Origin of the sequence: Lysobacter sp. FW306-1B-D06B, assembly GCF_038446665.1 — a bacterium.
Lineage (GTDB): Bacteria > Pseudomonadota > Gammaproteobacteria > Xanthomonadales > Xanthomonadaceae > Lysobacter_J.
Genome location: NZ_CP151802.1, coordinates 1,040,808 through 1,060,152 on the forward strand (window position 1 = coordinate 1,040,808; position 19,345 = coordinate 1,060,152).

Consider the following 19,345-nt stretch of genomic DNA (forward strand, 5'->3'; position numbering starts at 1 on the left):
TGCCGTGCATGGTGATGCAGTCCCGATGAGCGTTTCCCCCGCTGCCCCCGCCCCGGGCGCCCCGCCCGCCCTGTCCGCTTTCCTGCGTGGGGTGGAACGCCGCGGCGCCGTCCTGGCGGAGTTACAGGCCGGCGATGCCGCTGCCGGTGACGCGGCCCTGGTCGGCGCCATGCGCCGCTTCCGCGACGAGGCCCGGGACACCCCCATGGCCGTCTGGCCGCAGCGCTTCTGGGAGCTCTTGCTGGCCCAGCCTCAGCTCCAGCACCGCACCGCGGTCGCGGTGGCCATCGAGGCCACGGATCGACTGGGCGAGCTCGGCAGCGGCCCGCGCGCGGCGCTGCTGCTGCGCGTCGCCGCGGGGCTGTCCGAGGAAGAGGCGGCCGCGGTGCTCGCGGTCGGCCTGCCGAGCTACCGGCTGGCCTTGCAGCGCGCCCTGCCACATCACGCCGACGGCCGCGCCGATCCGCTGGCCTGGCAGCAGATCCGCGAGCAGATCCACCGTCGCATCAAGACCCTGCCGCCGGACCGCCTGGTCCGCCTGAGTTCCGCCCGCGAGGCCGTCCTGCGCGGCGATGGGGAGCCCACGCAGGCCGCCCGCGCGCCGACCGCCTCGGCCCGGCCGCGCTGGCTCCTGCCGCTGCTGTGGACGCTGCTGGCGCTATGCCTGCTGGGGCTCGCGGCGACGTTCTGGCCGTGGGGCACGGGTTTCGAAGGGACGGCGGCGCACGGCCCGGTCCGGGTCGAGCCGCTCCCGGAAGCCGATTCGCCCGCTTCCCGCTACGGCGAGGAACTGGCGCGGGTCACGCACCGCGATTTCGCGCTGCTCGCCGACCCGCAGGGCGAAGCCGCCGCCAAGGACCTGGAGTTCCACAGCTGGCTGGCGGCGCAACAGGCGGCGGGCATCAACGTGCCGACCCCGCCGGCCGACGCGCCGGTCGAGGAGAACGTGGCGCCGTCGCCAGTCGAGCACGGCATCGTCAGCGAAACCGAAGCGGAGACCGCCGATGCGCCGTGAACGAACGCGTCGTCGCTGGGCCCTGCTTGCGCTGGTGCTGGTCGCGGCCGGGGCCGGTTCGACGCCGCCCGAGCTGGCGGACCTGCTCGAACACCTGCCGCCCGCCGCCCAGGAGCGGCTGCGCGAGAACGCCCGGCAGTGGGAGGCGTGGTCGCCGGCCCGGCAGGCCGAGTTCGGCGAACGCGCCGCGCAATGGGATGCCCTGCCGCGCGCCGAACGCGACGTGCGGCGCGAGCGCTACCTCGCCTGGCAGTCGCTGTCGCCCACCGAGCGCGAACCGATCCAGGCCGCTGCCGCGCGCTACGCGGCCATGCCTCCGGACCTGCAGGCAGCCTGGCGGGCCCAGTTCGATGCGCTGGACCGCAGCGATCGCCGCGGCTGGCTGTTCGGCCCCGACCTCGGTGCGGACTACGGCACCTTGCAGCCGCTGCTGGCGCAGGTGCCCGAGGGCGAGCACGCGGCGCTGTTGCGCACCCTGCGGGCGATGCCGACGCAGCAACGGCGTGAGCTGAGCGTGCTCGTCCAGCGCACGCCACCGGCCGGCCGGGCCGCGCTGCGGCGCGAACTGCTGTCGGTGAGCGCGGGCGAGCGCGCGGACTGGCTGTGGCGACGCCTGCAACACTGACGCAGGCGACGCCGGTTACGCGCGACCCAACTCCATCGCCAGCCCCATCACCCGCCGCTGTGCGGTGAAGTGTCCATCGAAACGCGCCAGACCCTGCGCACGCATGCGCGGCGCATGGTCGCGCAGGTAGGCATCGAGCGCGGCCGCGTCGCGCAGCGTGTACTGCACGCACAGGTGGAGGCGATCGTCGGCCGGAGGCGGATCGCGCACCTCGCACACGCGCACGCCGAGGAAGCCCGGCAGGGCGAGGATCTCGCGCACATGCGCGTCCAGCCACGCGCGGAACTCGCCCGCGATGGCGACCTCCACATCGAGGTTCACCTCGTACACCACGCGCGCGCCGGCATCGTGCATCGCGTTACATCCGCACGATGCTCGCCAGCGCGATGAACGCCACCGCGAAGCCGAGCAGCACGAAGTACAGATTGCCGATCACGAAGTAGCGCAGCGAAGTGAGCAGCCAGCCGTTTCGGTACACGCGCTTCTGCATGATCCACAGGTAGATCGGCATCCACAGCCACAGCGCGAACTCCAGCAGCCCGGAGATCCAGCCGAATGCCACCCAGTGCGGCGTGATCGCCTTGTCCAGCGCGAACAGCAGGAAGAAGGCGAGGATCGCCAGGCACAGGTAAGCGTGGCTGTAGAGCGCGATGACCAGGTGCTCCATGTACAGGCGCTTCGAGCCCAGGTAGGCGAGCTTGAGCAGCAGCGCGAACACCGGCACCAGCAGGAACAGCGCCGAGGGCACCGCGCCCAGCGCCGCGCGCACCCACAGGCCGTAGTCGTACTGCACGCGCGCGAAGTTGTCCTTGCCGTGCGCGATCTGCGAATTGAGCCACTTGTTGAGGAAGGCCGGCGCCCACGACAGCTTGAGCGGATTGAGTTCCTCGTCCCACGGCTCGTCGCTGCCGAACAGCGTCAGGCGGCTCTCGCAACTGCTGTCGCCGTAGATGCGCGCATCATCGGCGGCCTTGCGCGAACGCGAGCCTTCGCTGCCGCGCGCCACCGCGATCTGCAACTGCGCCGCACGGCACGCGGACGCGTGGTTGGTCTCGCGGATCTCGCCGAGCATGCGCCGGCGCTCGGCGGCCTTGGCGGCCGGCAGCGCCGCCAGCTCGCCCTGCTGCTTGCGCAGGCGCGTGTTGCGCAGCTGCTCGAGCTCGGCCAGCGTCTTGGCCTTCTCCATTTCCGGGACGGCCTGCGTGCTCTTGGATTCGGCCTTGATCTCGCGCAGCGCGGCGGCCTTCTCGCGTTCGACCTCGCGCGGCGTGAGGTTCTGCTCCTTGATGATCTCGGCGACGCGGCGGTCGGCGGCGGCGTTCACATCCGCCATCGCGATTTCGAACGGCTTGCGCACGTGCGGCAGCATCGTGGTGACGGCGTCGCGGCCTTCGGCGAGTTCGGCCAGCTCGGTCGCGCGGACGCGCTCGACGTCCTCGATGTCGTTGGCGGTGGCGAAGCGCTTGTTCTCGCGGTTGACGTTCTGCGCGCGATTGGGGTTGCTGGACACGCCCGCATCGAGCAATGGCACCGTCGCGTCCTGCGTCTCGACGCGGATCACCATCTGCGCGACGAAGAATGTCAGCACGCTCAGCACCACGAACAGGCGCAGCGGCGCGACGTACTTCGCGCGCTGGCCGGACAGGTAGTTGATGGCGACGCGGCCGGGCGAAATGAGATCGCGCAGCGTGCGGAAGATGCGGCCGTCCAGGTGCCAGAACGCTTCGAACACTTCCTCCACGGCATGGGCCGCGTGGCGGATCGGGTTGACGATGGACTGGCCGCAGTCGTGGCAGTAGTGGCCCTGCAGCGGCGCGCCGCAGTTTTCGCAGTGGGTCGGCGCGTCGTGGGGCGACTCGCCGCCGTGCGTATCGTGGCCGTTCGCAGTGCTGGAACTCATGTGTCAACGCTCTCCCCGGCGCACGACCACAGTCGATTCATGGCAAGCGGTTAAGATAGCGGGCCGCCGCGACCCGGCGCCAGCGCCCGACATTGGATGCGGTCGCGCGGCCGCAGTCGTGCGTCTGGTTGTTCCGATGTCCCTTGCCTCTGTATCGCCCGGCCGCAATGGCCTGTTCGGCGAGATCCGCACCACCGCCGTCCTCGCCGCGCCGCTCGTGGGCGGGCACGTATCCACGGGCCTGATCGGCTTCGTCGACAACGTGCTGGCCGGCCACCACAGCACCACCACGCTGGCCTCCGTCACCATCGGCACCGCGTTGTGGTGGCTGCCGATGATGGTGCCGATCGGCACCCTGCTGTCGGTGCCGCCGTCGGTGTCGCAGCTCGACGGCGCCGGGCGCCGTGAAGACATCGGCGGGCTGTTCCGCCAGGCGATGTGGCTCGCGCTGGGCCTGGGGCTGGTGCTGTTCGTGTTCCTCACGCTGATTCCGCATGCGCTGGGGCCGATGGGCATCGCGCCGGAGATCATCCCGGGCGCGAAGGACTTCCTCCACGGCATCCGCTGGGGCGTGATCGCGCTGACGCTGTTCTTCTGCATGCGTTATCTCAGCGAGGGCCTGCACTGGACGCTGCCCACGCTGCTGCTCAGCGCGGGTGGGCTGCTGATCCTGCTGCCGGTGGGTTACACGCTGACCTTCGGCAAGTTCGGATTCCCGCAGATGGGTGCGGGCGGGCTCGGCGTCGCCTCGGCGATCATGCTGTGGCTGCAGGCGATCGGGTTCTTCGTCGTGCTGTGGCGGTCGAAGCGGTTCGCCGACCTGAAGCTGTTCGAACGCCTGGATCTGCCGCATTGGCCGACGATCCGCGGGCTGCTCGCCACGGGCCTGCCGATCGGCGTGACCGTGCTGATGGAAGGCGGGCTGTTCATCACCACCGCACTGCTGATGGGCCGGCTGGGCGAAGTGCCGGCGGCGGCGCACCAGATCGCCATCAACCTGGCGGCGCTGTGCTTCATGGTGCCGATGGGACTGGCCGAGGCGACCACCGTGCGCGTCGGCCATGCGCTGGGACGTGCGGACTTCCACGGCGTGCGCCGTGCGGCCAAGGCCGGTTACGCGATCGTGCTGGGCACGCAGCTGTTGTCGGGCATCGTGCTGCTCCTGGGCAACGACCTGCTGGTGAGCTTCTACACGCGCGATGCCGCGGTGGCGACGCTGGCGGCATCGCTGCTGCTGTATGCGGCGGCGTTCCAGTTCCCGGACGGCGTGCAGGTGCTGTCGGCCGGCGCGCTGCGCGGCCTGAAGGACACGCGCGTGCCGATGGTGCTGGCGGCCGTGGCCTACTGGGGCATCGGCATGCCGCTGGGCGCCGGCCTTGGGCTCGGCCTGGGCTGGGGGCCGCGCGGGATGTGGGTCGGGCTGATCGCCGGCCTCACCTTCGCCGCCGTGCTGCTGTGCCTGCGGTTCGTGCGATCCAGTCACCCCGATCGGCTGGTGATGCGCGGGCCGTGAGGCCGGGCGATCGGGGCCGTCCGGGCCCGGGTGCGGGCGGCTTTTTCAGGCCCCCGCGGATCACGATTCCGCCATACGCTCCGTGTTACGAATGGCGGGTGATTCCGCGCCCGCCGGCGATTACGCTGGTCGCGTAGCCAGGAGAACGTATGAACGAGATTCCCCGTCGTGGTCCCATCGCCCGCTTCTTCGTCGGGCTGTGGGATGCGATGAACTTCACCCGCCGTCTGATCCTCAACCTGCTGTTCCTCCTGCTGCTGTTCGTGTTCCTGGCGGTCATGCTCGCCGGTCCGCGCACCAAGCCGCTGCTGGAGCGCACCACGCTGGTGATCGCGCCGGAAGGCGCGCTGGTGGAGCAGTTCAGCAGCGATCCGGCGACCCGCGCGCTGGAACGCCTGATGGGCCAGAAGGGCGGCGAGCTGCAATTGCGCGATCTGGTGCGCGCGCTGGACGCCGCCGCGCGCGACAAGCGCGTGGAACGCGTCGTGCTCAACCTGGACAAGCTGGAAGCCGGCGGCATGGCGTCGCTGCGCGAGGCGGCCGACGCGATCGCTCGCGTGAAGGCCAGCGGCAAGCAGGTCGTGGCGTTCGCCGAGATGATGGACCAGAAGCAGTACCTGCTCGCCGCGCAGGCCAGCGAGGTCTATCTGGACCCGATGGGCGGCATGCTGCTCGAAGGACTGGGCCGCTACCGCACGTATTACCGCGAAGGTCTGCAGGACAAGCTCGGCGTCGACGTGCACCTGTTCAAGGTGGGCGAGTACAAATCCGCCGCCGAACCGTTCGTGCTCGACGCGGCTTCGCCCGAGGCGAAGGAAGCGGACCTGTACTGGATGAACGATGTTTGGCAGCGCTACCTGGCCGACGTCGGCAAGGCGCGCAAGATCGACGCCGCCGCGCTGGCGCAGCAGATCGACCAGATGCCCGCCGGCATCGAAAGCGTCCAGGGCGACCTGGCGAAGTTCGCGCTGCAGACCAAGCTCATCGATGGACTGAAGACGCGCGAGGAAGTGGATGACCTGCTCGCGCAGCGCGGCATCGCCGACGACGATGCGCCGGGCGGCTTCCGTCAGTCTTCGCTCGACGAATACCTCACCCAGATCGACAGCGGCATCAGCCCCGTGGACCCGCGTCCGCAGGTGGCGGTGGTGGTGGCCGAGGGCGAGATCCGCAGTGGCGAGCAGCCGCCGGGCACGGTGGGCGGCGAGTCGACCGCGGCGCTGCTGCGCGAGGCGCGCGACGACGACAACGTCAAGGCCGTGGTGCTGCGCGTGGATTCGCCGGGCGGCGAAGTCTTCGCGTCCGAGCAGATCCGCCGCGAGATCGTCGGGCTGAAGAAGGCCGGCAAGCCGGTGGCGGTTTCGATGGGCGATCTGGCCGCATCGGGCGGTTACTGGATCTCGATGGACGCCGACCGCATCTACGCCGACGCCTCCACCATCACCGGTTCCATCGGCATCTTCGGCCTGATCCCGACCATCCCGCGCGCGCTGGAGAAGATCGGCGTGCGCAGCGACGGCGTGGGCACCACGCGCTTCGCCGGTGCGTTCGACATCACCCGGCCGTTGCAGCCGGAAGTGGGTCAGGTGATCCAGTCGGTGATCGACAAGGGCTATCGCGATTTCACCGGCCGCGTCGCGAGCGCGCGCAAGAAGCCGGTGGATCAGGTCGACGCCGTCGCGCGCGGCCGCGTCTGGACCGGCGCGCAGGCGAAGGAACGCGGGCTGGTGGACGAGCTCGGCGGTCTGCGCCAGGCGGTGGATTTCGCCGCAACGCGTGCCGAGCTCGGCAAGCCGGGCGACTACCAGGTGCGCTACATCGAGAAGGCCGCTTCGCCGTTCGAACGTCTTTTCACCGGTTTCCTCAGCAGCCGCATCGGCGCGGCGTGGCTGCAGGATTCCGACCTCGCGCGCGGTCTGCTTGCAAAGGCATCCCCGCAGACGGCGCAGGACCTGCAGTTCCTGCAGGGTGCAATCACGCCCACGCGCGGCGTCCCGGTGAAGGCGCTGGCGTACTGCTTCTGCGGTTTCTGAGCCGACCACGCCCCTCACCGAATGAGCCCCTCTCCCGCTGGCGGGAGAGGGGTTGGGGTGAGGGCCGACGAAGTCGAAGCGCCTAAAAGAAAACGCCCGGCCAAAACCGGGCGTTTTTCATTTCCACAACCGCCACCGCGACTCAGGTCCCGTCGCTCTCCTGCGCATCGATCGCCGCGCGCTCGCGCTCGTTCGCTTCCTGCAGCTCCTTCTGCACGTTCTTCGCCTTCTCCAGCGGCGCATTGATCGCATCGCGCAGCTGCGTCGCCTGCGGTTCGACCGGTCGTTCCTTTTCCGGCGGCTTGGGCTTGGAACAGCCCACGATCAGCGCCGACATCGTCATCGCAAACAGCAGCGTCCGCGTCATCCCGCACCCCTCGCATGGTCCGCCGGCTATGCTACGCCGGCCGCGTGGCGCAGCAAGCGCCCGGCGTGTGCCCCCTATCACGGAGACGGCGATGGATCCCAAGCGTTGGCGCCTGGACGGCCAACTGGCCCTGATCACCGGCGGCAGCGCCGGCATCGGCCGTGCGGTGGCGAGCGAACTGCTCGGCTTCGGCGCCGATGTCCTGCTGGCCGCGCGCGATGCCGCCGCGCTGGAAACGGTGCGCAACGAGCTGCTGGAGGATTTCCCCGACCGCGAGGTGCAGGGCTTCGTCGCCGATGTCGCCGACGAGGAACAGCGTCGCGAACTGCTCGACTGGGTGGAGGACTTCGGCGAAGGCCTGCACATCCTGGTGAACAACGCCGGCGGCAACCTCACCAAGCCCACCACCGACTACACCGAGGACGAATGGCGGCAGGTGTTCGAAGTGAACCTGTTCTCCGCGTTCGAACTCTCGCGTTATGCGTACCCGCTGCTCACGCGCCATGCGGCCTCGTCGATCGTCAACGTCGGCAGCGTCTCGGGCACCACGCACGTGCGCACCGGCGCACCCTACGGCATGAGCAAGGCGGCGATGCACCAGATGACGCGAAACCTCGCGGTGGAATGGGCCGAGGACGGCGTGCGGGTGAATGCGGTCGCGCCGTGGTACATCCGCACGCGCCGCACGTCGGACAAGCTGGCCGATCCGGATTACCTGGACGAAGTGCTGCTGCGCACGCCGCTGGGCCGCATCGGCGAACCGGAGGAAGTGGCGGCGGCGGTTGCGTTCCTGTGCCTGCCCGCATCGGGCTACATCACCGGCGAGTGCATCGCGGTGGACGGCGGATTCCTGCGCTACGGCTTCTGAATGCGCGCGATGCGCATGGCGCCGGGCAATAAAAAAGGCCGCCGGGCGGTGCTGAATCGCCTGGCGGCCCGATGGCAGGCATAACGCCTGTCCTCTACCTGTCGAGGATCAAGAACTTTCGTTCGTGGGTGCTCCTCTCGAGGCGGTCGTAGCGTAGCGCGCGCGTCGGTAGGAACAGGTGAAGGGATCGCGCCGCGTGCATGACCCGCACGTAACACCGGGTCGACATCGCCTCAACGCGGTCCCGCGAACGGCCGATCCTCCGGCACCGGAAGATCCAGCACCGGGATCTCCACGAAGCTCACCGCATCGCCGCCGTGGAAGATGCGGTTGAGCGCTTTCGACGGCAGCGACTCGTCGTAATTGCGCCCACCCGTGCCGAGGTTGCGCTCCAGGCGCGGGAAACTGCTGCTGCTGATGTCCAGGCGGATGCGGTGCCCGCGCGGCACGAGGTAAGCGATGGAGCGCATCGGCACGTCGAGCACGTAACGCGCGCCGGGCGTCATCAGGCTGGGGCGTTCGACGCCGTCGCGATAACGCGCGCGTAATGCGCCTTCCTGGATGTTGGTGGCGCGACCGTCGGGCCACACATGCACGAGTCGTGCGATGAAGTCGGTGTCCGGCGCCGTCGAGGACACCACCAGTTGCGCGCGCAGTTCGCCGACGATGCGCAGCGGCTCCTGCAACGGTGCGGAGGTGTAGACGAGGACGTCGCCGCGCTTCTCCACATCGGCCTGATCGGTGGGGCCCGAGCGTTGCTTCGGGTCGCCCGTGCAGCACAGCGGGCCACCGCGCGACGGCACGGGTTCGGCCGGGTCGTGGATGAAATCGTCCGCGCGTTCGTCGCGCGCGGCTTCCAGCGCGAGCACGCCGTCGCCGTCGCGACCGTTCGCGTGGCCGTTGCTGGAGAGGTACCACGGCTGCGGGCGCGCTTCGGCGGGTGGCCATTGCGTCGAGCTGAGCCAGCGTTGTTCGTTGAGCACGAAGAACTGGTACGGCGGCAGTGCCTTCAATCCATCGCCGCGGCCACGCAGCCAGTAGTCGAACCACGCCAGGTACCACTGGCGATACGGCTTGTCGGCATTGCGCACGGGCAGGTCGCCGAAGCGGCCCGAGCCGATGACGATCTCCTGCTCGCAATGATTGCCCGGTGCGATGACCACGTGCTGCTGCCGTCCCGCCTGCGGCGATTGACGCTGCACCGAGCGGGCCAGTGTCAGCGTGCCGGACAGGCTGGGGTCGCCCCAGGTGTCGATCACCAGCGCCGGGACGCGCGGGCGGTCGTCGCGCGAGATGTAATCCAGCGAGCCCCAGCGCGGATCGCCGAGCGGGGTCTGCAGGAAGTCCTCGTATCCGTTCGGGCCCGGGCGCAATTGCCGCACGACGTCCAGCACCGGCAGCGTGGGCAGGGCGCGGGCCATGTCGAGCTGCTCCGGCCACGGACCGTGGTCGGACTTCATGCCGTGCCGCGCGAACCAGCCGGCCGCGCCCGCGAGCTGGAACACGCCGCCCTCGAATGCGCCGAAGTACCCGGCGTGCCCGTCCACGTCGCCCGCCGCGCCGCCGGCGGCGATGGGGATCATCGCCGTGTGCGCGGGATGGTTCGCGCGGGCCAGGGCGTATTGCAGTTCGCCCAGCGCGGAACAGCCGATCGTGCCGACCTTTCCGTTCGACCAGGGCTGGCGGACGATCCAGTCCAGCGTGGCGACGCCGTCGGCGGTGGCATGGCGCCAGGGCAGGAAGTCGTCGCCGCCGGACTCGAACTTGCCGCGCACGTCCTGCACCAGCACGGCGTAGCCGTTGCGCGCGAAGAACAGACCCTCGCCGATGGCCTCGCCGTAACGGCGCCGGTTGTAGGGCAGGCGCACGTAGACGGTGGGCAAGGGGCCGTCGGCCTGGCGGGGCCGGTAGAGCGTGCCGGCCAGGTGCGTGCCGTCGGGCATCACGACCTGCACGTCGTCGTCGATGCGCACGCCGAACACCAGCGCGCGCAGCGGCTGCTGCCAATGCGCGGGGATGCGCTCGCGCAAGGCGAACAGCGCGCCCGCGGCGAGCAGGAGCGCTGCCACCAGCACGGCCAGCACCGTCCACCAGGAGAGCGCGGGACGCACTGCGGACAAGTCCATCTCCAAGAGTCGTTCCCTTGCGCTCGTGGCGGCCGCTGGGCGGCCGTCCGGGTCGGAACGGCGATCGCGTTCCGGCTTGTGTTCAAACGTGTGGAGGCCCGCCGGGCGGCCAGCGGCGCGCTGGCGCGGTCAGGGCGTGCAGGTGCTGTCGGCCAGGACGCGGCGGATGCGTTCGCCCTCGGCCGGCGTGGGGCGCGAGGCCGCGGCGAAGAGCGTGGCGGATTCGAACTCGCGCACGCGCTGCCTCCAGGCGTCGCACAGGGCCGCCTCGGGAACCGGCTGGCACGGGTCTTCCGTCATCTGGCACGCGGTGCCGCCGGCCATGGCGCCGGTGCCGTCCAGGCCGGTGACCTGCACGGGCACGCAGCGCGGCGGTGGTCGTGCGTCGTCGGAGAAGTAGCGCTCGCGGTTCCAGGTGCGGCATTCGAACAGCGCCGGCGGTGGGGACTTCGGTGCTGCGATGGGTGGCGGCTCGGGCTCGGGTGCCGGCGCGATGACCGGAGGCGCCGGCGCCGCAACCGGCAAGACGGGCGGCGCTGCAACAGGGGCGGCGATCGGCGCGGGCGGCGGCGTTTCCATCACCTTCTTCTGCTGCCGGGTGCCCTTCGGGCAGGGCGTGCCGTTCTGCAGCGTCACCGCGCCGCTGGTGTCGGTGCATCGGTAGATGACCATCTGCGCGCGCGAGGTCGGCATCGTCGCGATGGCGAGCAGCACAAGCAGCATGGCGGGCATCGCCTTGCGCACGCGTGCCGCGAGCAGGCGCTGCATCAGGAGCCCGCGCAATCGCTGGCCAGGCGCGCGTCGATGCCGCGCTGCTGCTGGTCGATCTGCTCGCGTTCGCTTTGCAGCGCGCTGTTGTAGCGGCGCCCCAGGGTCCAGCGTTCGTCGCGCAGGCGTGCGCAGACTTCGGCCTGCGGCAGCGCGTGGCATTCGTCGTAGACCCAGGTGCCGGCGCCGTACGCCACGCCGTAGCCGGGCGGGGGCACGCCGTCGGGCGGACGCGGCGGACGCGGGCGATCGCCCACGCTCACGTCGAAGCGGCCATCTCCACCGCGGAACTGACCGCTCACGGCCGCGCGGACGCCGCCGTCGTAGAAGCCCGGCCGATGCGGAAGCAAGGTCGGATAGCCCAGCGTCCACAGCGGCACCCAGCGCGGATTGCCGGCGCTGGTGTCGCTGAGGTAGCGGTTGCCGTCGGGGGTGACGCATTCGTACATCGGCCGCACGGGCGTGACCATGACGGTGCGCGTCGCGGGCGTCGTCGCGGCGGGAGGCTTGGCCGGCGTTGCGGCCGGTGCGCGCGCCGCGGGCGGTGCGTCCTTGGGGCGCAGCATTTCCACGGTTTGCTGCGTCTCGCCCTTCCTGCATGGCGTGTCTCGCAGGCTGATGCGGCCCTGCGCATCGGTGCAGCGGTAGATGGTGATGTCGGTGGCGAGCGCGCCCGACATCGCCAGCATCAGCGGCAAGGCGGTCGTCAGGGCGGAGCGGTGGGCCGGGCGCATGCGCGCATCTTGCGCTGCGGCGCGGGGCGACGGAAGCACGAAGCGCCGCGTGCGTTCACGCGCGGATCTGCGCGCCGCTGCGGGCATCGCGGATCGCGGTCGGGGAGGCCAGGCCGCCGGTTTCCCCGGTGCCCACGCCGTCGAGCAACGCGAGCACGCGCGGATCCAATGCGTCGCGCGAGAAAGCCGGCGGTTCGCCGGCGAGGTTGGCGCTGGTGGAGACCAGCGGGCCGCCGAATTCCGCGCACAGCGCGATCACGTCCGGATGCGCGCTCACGCGCACGGCGACGCCGTCGTGCGTGCCGGTGATCCAGCGAGGCACGCGCGGCGTGGTCGGCACGATCCAGGTGTTCGGCCCGGGCCAGCTGGCGAACACCGCCTCGCGCTGGGCGGCGGTCAGCGCGTCCCAGTCGAGCAGGCCGTCCAATTGCGCACGCGCGCCGGCGATCAGGATCACGCCCTTGTCGACGGGCCGCTGCTTGATCGACAGCAGCCGCATCACGGCCGCTTCGTTGAAGGGATCACAGCCCAGGCCCCAGACGGCTTCGGTGGGGTAGGCGATCACGCCGCCGCCGCGGAGCAGCGGGGCGGCTTCGGCGGGAGTGAGCGGCTTGGGCATCGCATGAGGATACCGGGCGCTGCGCGCCGGGGCGCTCACGCTCTTCGAGCGGACCTTGCCCGCGTGGTCCGCGCCCCGTTCGCCAGGGCGCGGCGCGCGTCCGCTTACGCCTTGACCGCCTTCTTCACGACCTTCTTCGCCGCGGTCTTCTTCGTTGCCTTGGCGGCGGTCTTCTTGGCGGCCTTCTTCACCGTCTTCTTGGCCGCGGCCTTCTTGGTGGCCTTCTTCGCCGCCGGTGCCTTCTTGGCGACTTCCTTCTTCACCTTGACCGCCGGTTCCTTCTTCGCCGCCGTCTTCTTGCCGAAGCGGCCGCGCACCGGCTTGCCGGTGTCGGCCAGCAGCTGGGTGACTTCCTCTAGCGTCAGCGAAGCCGGCTCGCGATCCTTCGGGATCTTGCCGTTGAGCTTGCCGTCGCTGATGTACGGGCCGAAGCGGCCGTTGAGCACCTGGATGTCGCTGCCGTCCCACTGCTTGATGATGCGGTTGCGGGCGATCTCTTCCTTCTGCTCGATCAGGAACACCGCACGCGCCAGGTCGATCGTGTACGGATCGTCTTCCTTGGTCAGCGAGGCGTACGTGGTGCCGCGCTTGGCGAACGGACCGAAGCGGCCGATGCCGACGCTGACCTCATGGCCGTCGCTCTGGCCGAGCTTGCGCGGCAGCTTGAACAGCTCCAGCGCATCTTCCAGCGTGATGGTGTGCATCGACTGGCCGGGACGCAGCGAGGCGAACTCCAGCTTCTCGTCGGTGTCCTTGTCGCCGATCTGCGCGTACGGCCCGAACCGGCCCAGGCGCACGCTCACCGGCTTGCCGCTCTTGGGATCGGTGCCCAGCTCGCGCGCGCCGGTGGCTTCGGAGCGATCGACCGATTCGGTCTTGTCTTCGACCAGTTCCTTGAACGGGCCCCAGAACTTCTCCATCAGCGGGACCCATTCCTCTTCGCCGCGCGAGACGGCGTCGAGTTCGTCCTCGAGCTTGGCGGTGAAGTCGTAGTCCACGTACTGCGTGAAGTGCGAGGACAGGAACTTGGACACCGCGCGGCCCACGTCGGACGGGCGGAAGCTGCGGCCTTCCATCTCCACGTACTTGCGGAACAGCAGCGTCTGGATGATCGAGGCGTAGGTGGACGGACGGCCGATGCCGTATTCCTCCAGCGCCTTCACCAGCGCCGCTTCGGTGAAGCGCGGCGGCGGCTGGGTGAAATGCTGGTCGGCGTGGATGCGGTCCAGCGGCACGCGGTCGCCGGTCTTCATCGCCGGCAGCTTGCGGCCTTCGTCCTCGTCCTCGGCGCCCTTGGTGTCCTTGCCTTCCTCGTACACGGCGAGGAAGCCCGGATCCACGACGGTCGTGCCCGAGGCACGGAAGGCGTGTTCGGCGCCGGCGGCCAGATCGACCGACACGGTGTTGAGCGTGGCCGGCACCATCTGCGAAGCGACGGCGCGCTTCCAGATCAGCTCGTAGAGCTTGCGTTCGTCGTCGCTGAGGTAGCGCGCCACCGAGGACGGCGTGCGCAGCGCGGAGGTCGGACGCACCGCTTCGTGCGCTTCCTGCGCGTTCTTGGACTTGTTCTGGTAGGTGTTGGGCTTGTCGGGCAGTGCGCGCGTGCCGTAGTCGCGGGCGATGACGTCGCGCATTTCCGCGATCGCATCCACCGACAGCGTCACCGAGTCGGTACGCATGTAGGTGATCAGGCCGACTGTGCCTTCTTCGCCGATCGCCACGCCTTCATACAGCTTCTGTGCGACCTGCATGGCCTTGCGCGTGGTGAAGCCGAGCTTGCGCGACGCTTCCTGCTGCAGCGTGGAAGTGGTGAACGGCGCGGCGGGGCGACGCTTGCGCTCCTTGCTGGCGACGTCGGTGACGTGCAGCGCGCCCTTGGCGGCATCGGCGATGCGCTTGCGCGCGGCCTCGGCGGTGTCGCCGTCGGTGACGGTGAACTGCTCGAACTTCTTGCCGTCGAGCTTGATGAGTTTGGCGGTGAAGGCCTGCGTCGGATGCGCGCACTCGGCCTCGATGGTCCAGTACTCGCGCGCGATGAAGGCTTCGATCTCCTCCTCGCGCTCCACGATCATGCGCAGCGCCGGCGACTGCACGCGGCCGGCGGACAGACCGCGCTGCACCTTGCGCCACAGCACGGGCGAAAGATTGAAGCCCACCAGGTAATCGAGCGCGCGCCGGGCCTGCTGCGCATCGACCAGGTCGCTGGCGATGGCGCGCGGCTGGGTCATGGCTTCCTTGATCGCGCGCGGCGTGATCTCGGTGAACACCACGCGCTGCAGGGTCTTGCCTTCGAGCAGGCCGCGTTCCTTCAGGATTTCCGCGATGTGCCAGCTGATCGCCTCGCCTTCGCGGTCCGGGTCGGTCGCCAGGTAGAGCGCGTCGGCGCTCTTGGCGGCCTTGGCGATGGCGTCGACGTGTTTCTCGTTCTTGTCGATCAGGTCGTAGCGCATGGCGAAGCCGCGGTCGGGATCGACCGCGCCTTCCTTGGGCACGAGGTCACGGACATGGCCGTAGGAGGCCAGGACGGTGAAGTCCTTGCCGAGGTACTTGTTGATCGTCTTGGCCTTGGCGGGCGACTCGACGATGAGGAGGTTCTTGGCCATGGGGGCTCCGCAGGACCTGATCCGGTGCTGCGATGGGGGGCGGGAGGAAGGCGGGAGAAGACTACGCCCGCGGTGGCGTCGCGGGCGTCGAGGGGCTTCTCTTTTTCTATTGAGGCCATGCGCTGGCCGGAACTGTCAAGCGCGGCGGCGTGAAGCCGCGACGCCCTGCCCCTCGCGACGCCCCCGTTCAGGCGCGCCGTCAGCCCACGCCGGCGGCCCGGTTCACGTAGTCCTGGTAGGCCGGCAGGGCGATCGCCGCGACGATGCCGATGTAGGCCAGCGTGGCCAGGGCGCCCAGGATCAGCACCACGATGGCCACCACGCCCAGGCCCCGCTGCTGGCGCTCCGGATGGGCCGTATACGCCCAGCGGTCGACCACCAGGGTGCCGGCGACCATGTCGTGCAGGCCGCGCTTGCGCTGGGTGAAGGCGGCCATGATGTAGCCGATGTAAAGCGTGAGGTAGCACAGCAGGTGCGCGGCCCAACGGCCCAGCGCGCGGCCCGGGGCCAGGCGGCGGCCGGCGTCGTCGGCCACCTTGATGCCCACCGCCATCTTGCCCAGCGTGGCCTGCGTGGAGGAGGACTCCATGCCGATGTAGTACAGCCCGCTGATGACCGGGTAGGCCAGGTAGATCACGGCCATCAGGAGCGCGATCGTGCCCGGCGAGCCGGACGGGTTGCCGGAGAACAGCCCGGACGCGCCGACGCCGAATGCGATCAGCCCGGCGAACAGCGCGATGTAATAAGCGATCGTGACCACCAGCGCGTCGATCATCAGCGCGGCGAGGCGCTTCCAGAAGCCCGCGTACACGACCTCGCCGGCATCGCCGAGGTAGTCGCCGGCCTCGCTGAGCGTTGCGCGCGGCGGTGCGTAGGGCGATGCGCGATCGACCGACTCGAACGCAGTGGCGGCGGGCGTCGCAGGCACCTGCGGCGCCATGACGGGCGGCGCCACTGCATCCAGCCCCAGCGTTTCGGAGAAGCGATCCAGCGGCTGCCAGTCGCGCGCGCCGACATGCCAGGCCAGCGTGTCGCGCTGGACGCGTCCGTCGCGGTAGGCCTCGCGCACGTCATCGGCGTCGAGCGGCCCGACTCGGCCCTGCCCCGGGAGGTGGTAGTACCAATCGGTCATGCGATTTCCCCTAGCGTTTCGGCGGACGGCTGCGATGCCGCCTCGCATGCGCCTCCCCAGGCGCCTTGAGGACTCCCCCGGCGGTGCTCAGTGCACCGGCTCGGGCTCGTCCTCGAACATCTGGGTTTCCATCCAGGCGTAGGCCGCCTCGGAGCCGGGCTGGTTGAACAGCACCATCAGCACGACCCACTTCAGGTCGTCCAGGTCGAGCTCGTCCTGGTCCAGCGCCATGGCGCGGTCGAGCACCAGCTCGCGCTGGTCGGCATCGAGCACGCCGTGCTGCTCCAGGAACAGCAGGAAGCCGCGGCATTCCACGTCGAGCTTGTCGAGCTCGGGGCCGAAGAACACGCGCACCGGCCCGTTGGCGCGCGGGGCGCTGGCGCTCGGCCGTTGCTGGGCCAGCGCGTCGAGCCATTCGAAGGCTTTATTGATCTCGGCGGGGCTGAAGCCGGCCTTGCCGAGTTCGTCGAAGAGGGGACCGCTACGGAGCGAATCTCGGTCGCGGACGAGGTCCGCATCGTCAGTGAAGTAATGCTCGAACAGGTACAGCAGGACGTCCAGGATGCTCTCTTTCATTTCCCTCGGCCTGCGCCGCTCGCGGCGCGGTGGGCAGAACTTGCGGGTGACCCGCCGGCGCGTCCGGATTCCCCTGAACGGGAGCCTTCAGCGACTGCGGAAGTACCGGCCATGCTGTGAAAAAACACGGCCATCAAGCTCCATGAGCAGCAGCATGGAGGACACTGCAGCGGCCGTCAATCCGGTTCGCTCCACGAGCTGATCCATAGCGGTTGGGTCGTGGCCCAGGGCTTTCCACAACAACTGGTAGTCGGGGTCTTTGTTCCCCGGTCCAGCGCGAGCCCCGGCCGGGACCTCGTGAACAGGGTGAATGGGGGCGTCCAGGCGCAGTCGCAAGTCCCTCGCGAGGGATGCGGCCTGCGGGGCGAGAGCGGCCACGACCTCGCCCGCGGACTCGACCAGACCGGCCCCGTCGCGGATGAGGCGGTGGCAGCCGCGGGCCAGCGGGTTGTGGATGGAGCCGGGCAGGGCGAAGACATCCCGCCCGGCTTCCGCCGCGAGACGGGCGGTGATCAGTGCGCCGGAACGCTCCGCCGCCTCGACCACCACCGTTCCCAGCGACAGCCCGGCGAGGATCCGGTTGCGGCTGGGGAAGTGGAACGCCACCGGCCCGGTGCCGGGAAGGTATTCGCTGACGACGGCGCCGTGCTCGACGATGCGGGCGTGCAGCGCCGCGTTCGAGCGCGGGTACGGGACGTCGACGCCGGTGCCCAGCACCGCCACCGTGCGGCCGTCCGCCTCCAGCGTGGCCAGGTGCGCGGCGGTGTCGATCCCCGCGGCGAGGCCGCTGGTGACCGCGAAGCCCGAGGCGGCCAGCGCCCGCGCGAACCCGCGCGCGTTGTCGCGCCCGCCCGGCGTCGGCGCGCGGCTGCCGACCAGCGCCACCGACGGATGCCACAACAACGCCGGATCGCCCGCGACGAACAACGCCAACGGCGGGCTTGGCGAGCCGCGCAGCAGGGGCGGGTAGTCCGGATCGAGCCAGCCGATCAGGTGGTGCTGCGGTGCCTGCAGCCAGGCCACTGCGCGCGGTGGCGGCGTGGTCTGGGACAGCTGCGCGACGTGCTCGTCCGTCAGGCCGGCCGCGCGCCACGCGTCGCGGCCGGCGGCCAGCGCGGCCGCCACGCCACCGTGGCGTTTGATCAACGCACGCCGCGCTTCCAGCGACCCGCCGGCGGCGATGAGGCGGAGCAGTGCGGCGGATTCTTCCTGGGACGGCGCGGTCATCCGACCAGCATCGGCCGGAAACGACGACGGCGCCCTAGGGCGCCGTCGCGTGTTCGGATCGGAAGACTCCGGAACCGGATGTCAGTTCGTCGCGTCCGGATGCTTCAGGCGGTAGCCCAGGTGGGTCGGGCGGATGCCGTCCATCACGAGTGCGTAGCTGACCTTGTCGAAGGTGCGGAACACCATGACGTGGCTGGTGAACTCGTCGGGCATCTTCACCTTCTCGCCGCGGGTGTGCGCGTCCGGGCTGCGGTCGATGCCGGCCTTGACGCGGTCGACCTCGACGCTGCCCTGGCGCCACACCGAGAACACGGTGCCGTTGTCCACGCCATCGGCAGCGCCGACCGAGAGGGCAACGACGTCACGGGTGCCGCCGTTGGTGACCATGTCGGTCACGGCGATCACGCGGGCCCGGTCGACGGCCGGTTCCTGTGCGGGCGGATGCGGGATGAACTGCAGGTCGAAGGACTGCGCCTCGACCGGGATCAGGCGGTCGCCGGCGCGCACTTCGCGGCCGTTGTCGTCGACCAGCAGCGTGGCGGCCTCGGCGTCGCCGACGATGCCGCGGCTGATGGTGCCGCTGGTGACCTTGGCCAGTTCGTAGCCCAGGAACTCACCGCCGCCCGGCGGCAGCTGGTAGGCCCACAGGCTCTCGGTGCCCCAGTTGCGCTGGCCGCGGAAATCCAGCGTCTGCGGACGGCGGCCCGAGGGCTCGCAGCAGCGGCGCGGATCCAGCGTCTGGAAGCGCTGGCTCGGGCGAACGACCATGTAGCGCTGGCCCGGTTGAGCGTCGGCCAGGCCCTTCACGTAGACGACCTGGTTGCCGCTGGCGCGCAGGCGGTCCTCTTCCAGGCCCACCACGTAGGGCAGGTGTTCGAACTCGTCGACGACGCGCAGGTCCTTCAGGAAGGCCTCCACCTCGGACAACGGAATGGCGTTGATCGGCGCTTCCTGGCGCGGACCTTCCTGAACCGCCACGCGGTCGAGGTAGGCCAGCGACAGCACGTCGCCCGGGAAGATCAGGTGCGGGTTCTTGACCTGCGGGTTGGCCTGCCAGATTTCCGGCCACAGCCACGGCTTCTTCAGGAAGCGTCCGGCGATGTCCCACAGGGTGTCGCCCTTCTTCACCACGTAGGTGTCCGGGTGATCGGCTGTGAGTTCCGCGGCCACGCCATAGGTGGCAATCGTGAGCAACGCAGCGGTCATCACCGTGCGCAACGGTTTAAGCATCGTGGCCAT

At 69.9% G+C, this 19,345-nt stretch carries 17 protein-coding genes; 5 read left to right on the forward strand and 12 right to left on the reverse strand.

Translation table 11 applies throughout. The features are described 5' to 3' along the window. The first annotated feature begins 25 nt into the window (after nt 1-25). Both AAFF32_RS04695 and AAFF32_RS04700 read left to right on the forward strand, forming a co-directional pair. Nucleotides 26-1,015: a hypothetical protein gene (locus tag AAFF32_RS04695; protein WP_342316627.1), complete on the forward strand. Its 990-nt coding sequence runs from the start codon at nt 26-28 to the stop codon at nt 1,013-1,015. Then, nucleotides 1,005-1,640, forward strand: coding sequence for a DUF3106 domain-containing protein (locus AAFF32_RS04700; protein ID WP_342316628.1), 636 nt, complete (start codon nt 1,005-1,007; stop codon nt 1,638-1,640). Before AAFF32_RS04695 ends, AAFF32_RS04700 begins: the two co-directional genes overlap by 11 nt. A gap of 15 nt (nt 1,641-1,655) precedes the next feature. Here AAFF32_RS04700 and AAFF32_RS04705 read toward each other — a convergent pair whose 3' ends face one another. Continuing rightward, nucleotides 1,656-1,994 (reverse strand): DUF4286 family protein, encoded by a 339-nt coding sequence (locus AAFF32_RS04705; RefSeq protein ID WP_216964487.1) that lies wholly within the window; start codon nt 1,992-1,994, stop codon nt 1,656-1,658. A gap of 4 nt (nt 1,995-1,998) precedes the next feature. Then, nucleotides 1,999-3,540, reverse strand: a complete 1,542-nt coding sequence (locus tag AAFF32_RS04710) for a DUF3667 domain-containing protein (protein ID WP_342316630.1) — start codon at nt 3,538-3,540, stop codon at nt 1,999-2,001. A 136-nt stretch (nt 3,541-3,676) separates the two neighbouring features. Between AAFF32_RS04710 and AAFF32_RS04715 the strand changes: the two genes are divergently transcribed. Together AAFF32_RS04715 and sppA are read left to right on the forward strand one after the other, a co-directional pair. Next, a complete protein-coding gene (locus AAFF32_RS04715; RefSeq protein ID WP_216964483.1) occupies nt 3,677-5,053 on the forward strand; it encodes an MATE family efflux transporter in 1,377 nt (458 codons plus the stop codon). A 149-nt stretch (nt 5,054-5,202) separates the two neighbouring features. Then, a complete protein-coding gene (gene sppA, locus AAFF32_RS04720) occupies nt 5,203-7,086 on the forward strand; it encodes a signal peptide peptidase SppA (RefSeq protein ID WP_216964481.1) in 1,884 nt (627 codons plus the stop codon). A 142-nt stretch (nt 7,087-7,228) separates the two neighbouring features. Here the strand turns inward: sppA and AAFF32_RS04725 are convergent, their stop codons facing one another. Continuing rightward, entirely contained in the window at nt 7,229-7,453 is a 225-nt protein-coding gene (locus tag AAFF32_RS04725; protein ID WP_216964479.1) for a hypothetical protein, read from the reverse strand. A 91-nt stretch (nt 7,454-7,544) separates the two neighbouring features. Here AAFF32_RS04725 and AAFF32_RS04730 point away from each other — a divergent pair, with 91 nt between their 5' ends. After that, nucleotides 7,545-8,321: an SDR family oxidoreductase gene (locus AAFF32_RS04730; RefSeq protein ID WP_216964477.1), complete on the forward strand. Its 777-nt coding sequence runs from the start codon at nt 7,545-7,547 to the stop codon at nt 8,319-8,321. 233 nt (nt 8,322-8,554) lie between these two features. On the opposite strand, the gene AAFF32_RS04735 is transcribed toward AAFF32_RS04730, so the two are convergent. The 9 genes from AAFF32_RS04735 to AAFF32_RS04775 all read right to left on the reverse strand — a co-directional run bounded on the left by AAFF32_RS04735 (nt 8,555) and on the right by AAFF32_RS04775 (nt 19,336). Next, complete coding sequence (locus AAFF32_RS04735; RefSeq protein ID WP_342317227.1) at nt 8,555-10,432, reverse strand: CocE/NonD family hydrolase; 1,878 nt, start codon at nt 10,430-10,432, stop codon at nt 8,555-8,557. Nucleotides 10,433-10,576: 144 nt separating this feature from the next. Beyond that, a complete protein-coding gene (locus tag AAFF32_RS04740; protein ID WP_342316631.1) occupies nt 10,577-11,215 on the reverse strand; it encodes a DUF4124 domain-containing protein in 639 nt (212 codons plus the stop codon). Further along, nucleotides 11,215-11,949 (reverse strand): DUF4124 domain-containing protein, encoded by a 735-nt coding sequence (locus AAFF32_RS04745; RefSeq protein ID WP_342316632.1) that lies wholly within the window; start codon nt 11,947-11,949, stop codon nt 11,215-11,217. Before AAFF32_RS04745 ends, AAFF32_RS04740 begins: the two co-directional genes overlap by 1 nt. A 55-nt stretch (nt 11,950-12,004) precedes the next feature. Further along, on the reverse strand, nt 12,005-12,568 hold the full coding sequence (locus tag AAFF32_RS04750; protein WP_216964469.1) for a Sua5/YciO/YrdC/YwlC family protein: 564 nt from the start codon (nt 12,566-12,568) through the stop codon (nt 12,005-12,007). A gap of 104 nt (nt 12,569-12,672) precedes the next feature. After that, complete coding sequence (locus AAFF32_RS04755) at nt 12,673-15,171, reverse strand: DNA topoisomerase I (RefSeq protein WP_342316633.1); 2,499 nt, start codon at nt 15,169-15,171, stop codon at nt 12,673-12,675. A 199-nt stretch (nt 15,172-15,370) separates the two neighbouring features. Next, on the reverse strand, nt 15,371-16,303 hold the full coding sequence (locus AAFF32_RS04760; protein WP_342316634.1) for an RDD family protein: 933 nt from the start codon (nt 16,301-16,303) through the stop codon (nt 15,371-15,373). A gap of 87 nt (nt 16,304-16,390) precedes the next feature. After that, complete coding sequence (locus AAFF32_RS04765; protein WP_216964463.1) at nt 16,391-16,879, reverse strand: DUF494 family protein; 489 nt, start codon at nt 16,877-16,879, stop codon at nt 16,391-16,393. Nucleotides 16,880-16,966: 87 nt separating this feature from the next. Then, complete coding sequence (dprA, locus tag AAFF32_RS04770; protein WP_342316635.1) at nt 16,967-18,106, reverse strand: DNA-processing protein DprA; 1,140 nt, start codon at nt 18,104-18,106, stop codon at nt 16,967-16,969. An 81-nt stretch (nt 18,107-18,187) separates the two neighbouring features. After that, nucleotides 18,188-19,336 carry a LysM domain-containing protein gene (locus AAFF32_RS04775; RefSeq protein WP_216965321.1) on the reverse strand — a complete coding sequence of 383 codons (1,149 nt, stop codon included), beginning with the start codon at nt 19,334-19,336 and terminating at the stop codon, nt 18,188-18,190. Nucleotides 19,337-19,345: the final 9 nt, after the last annotated feature.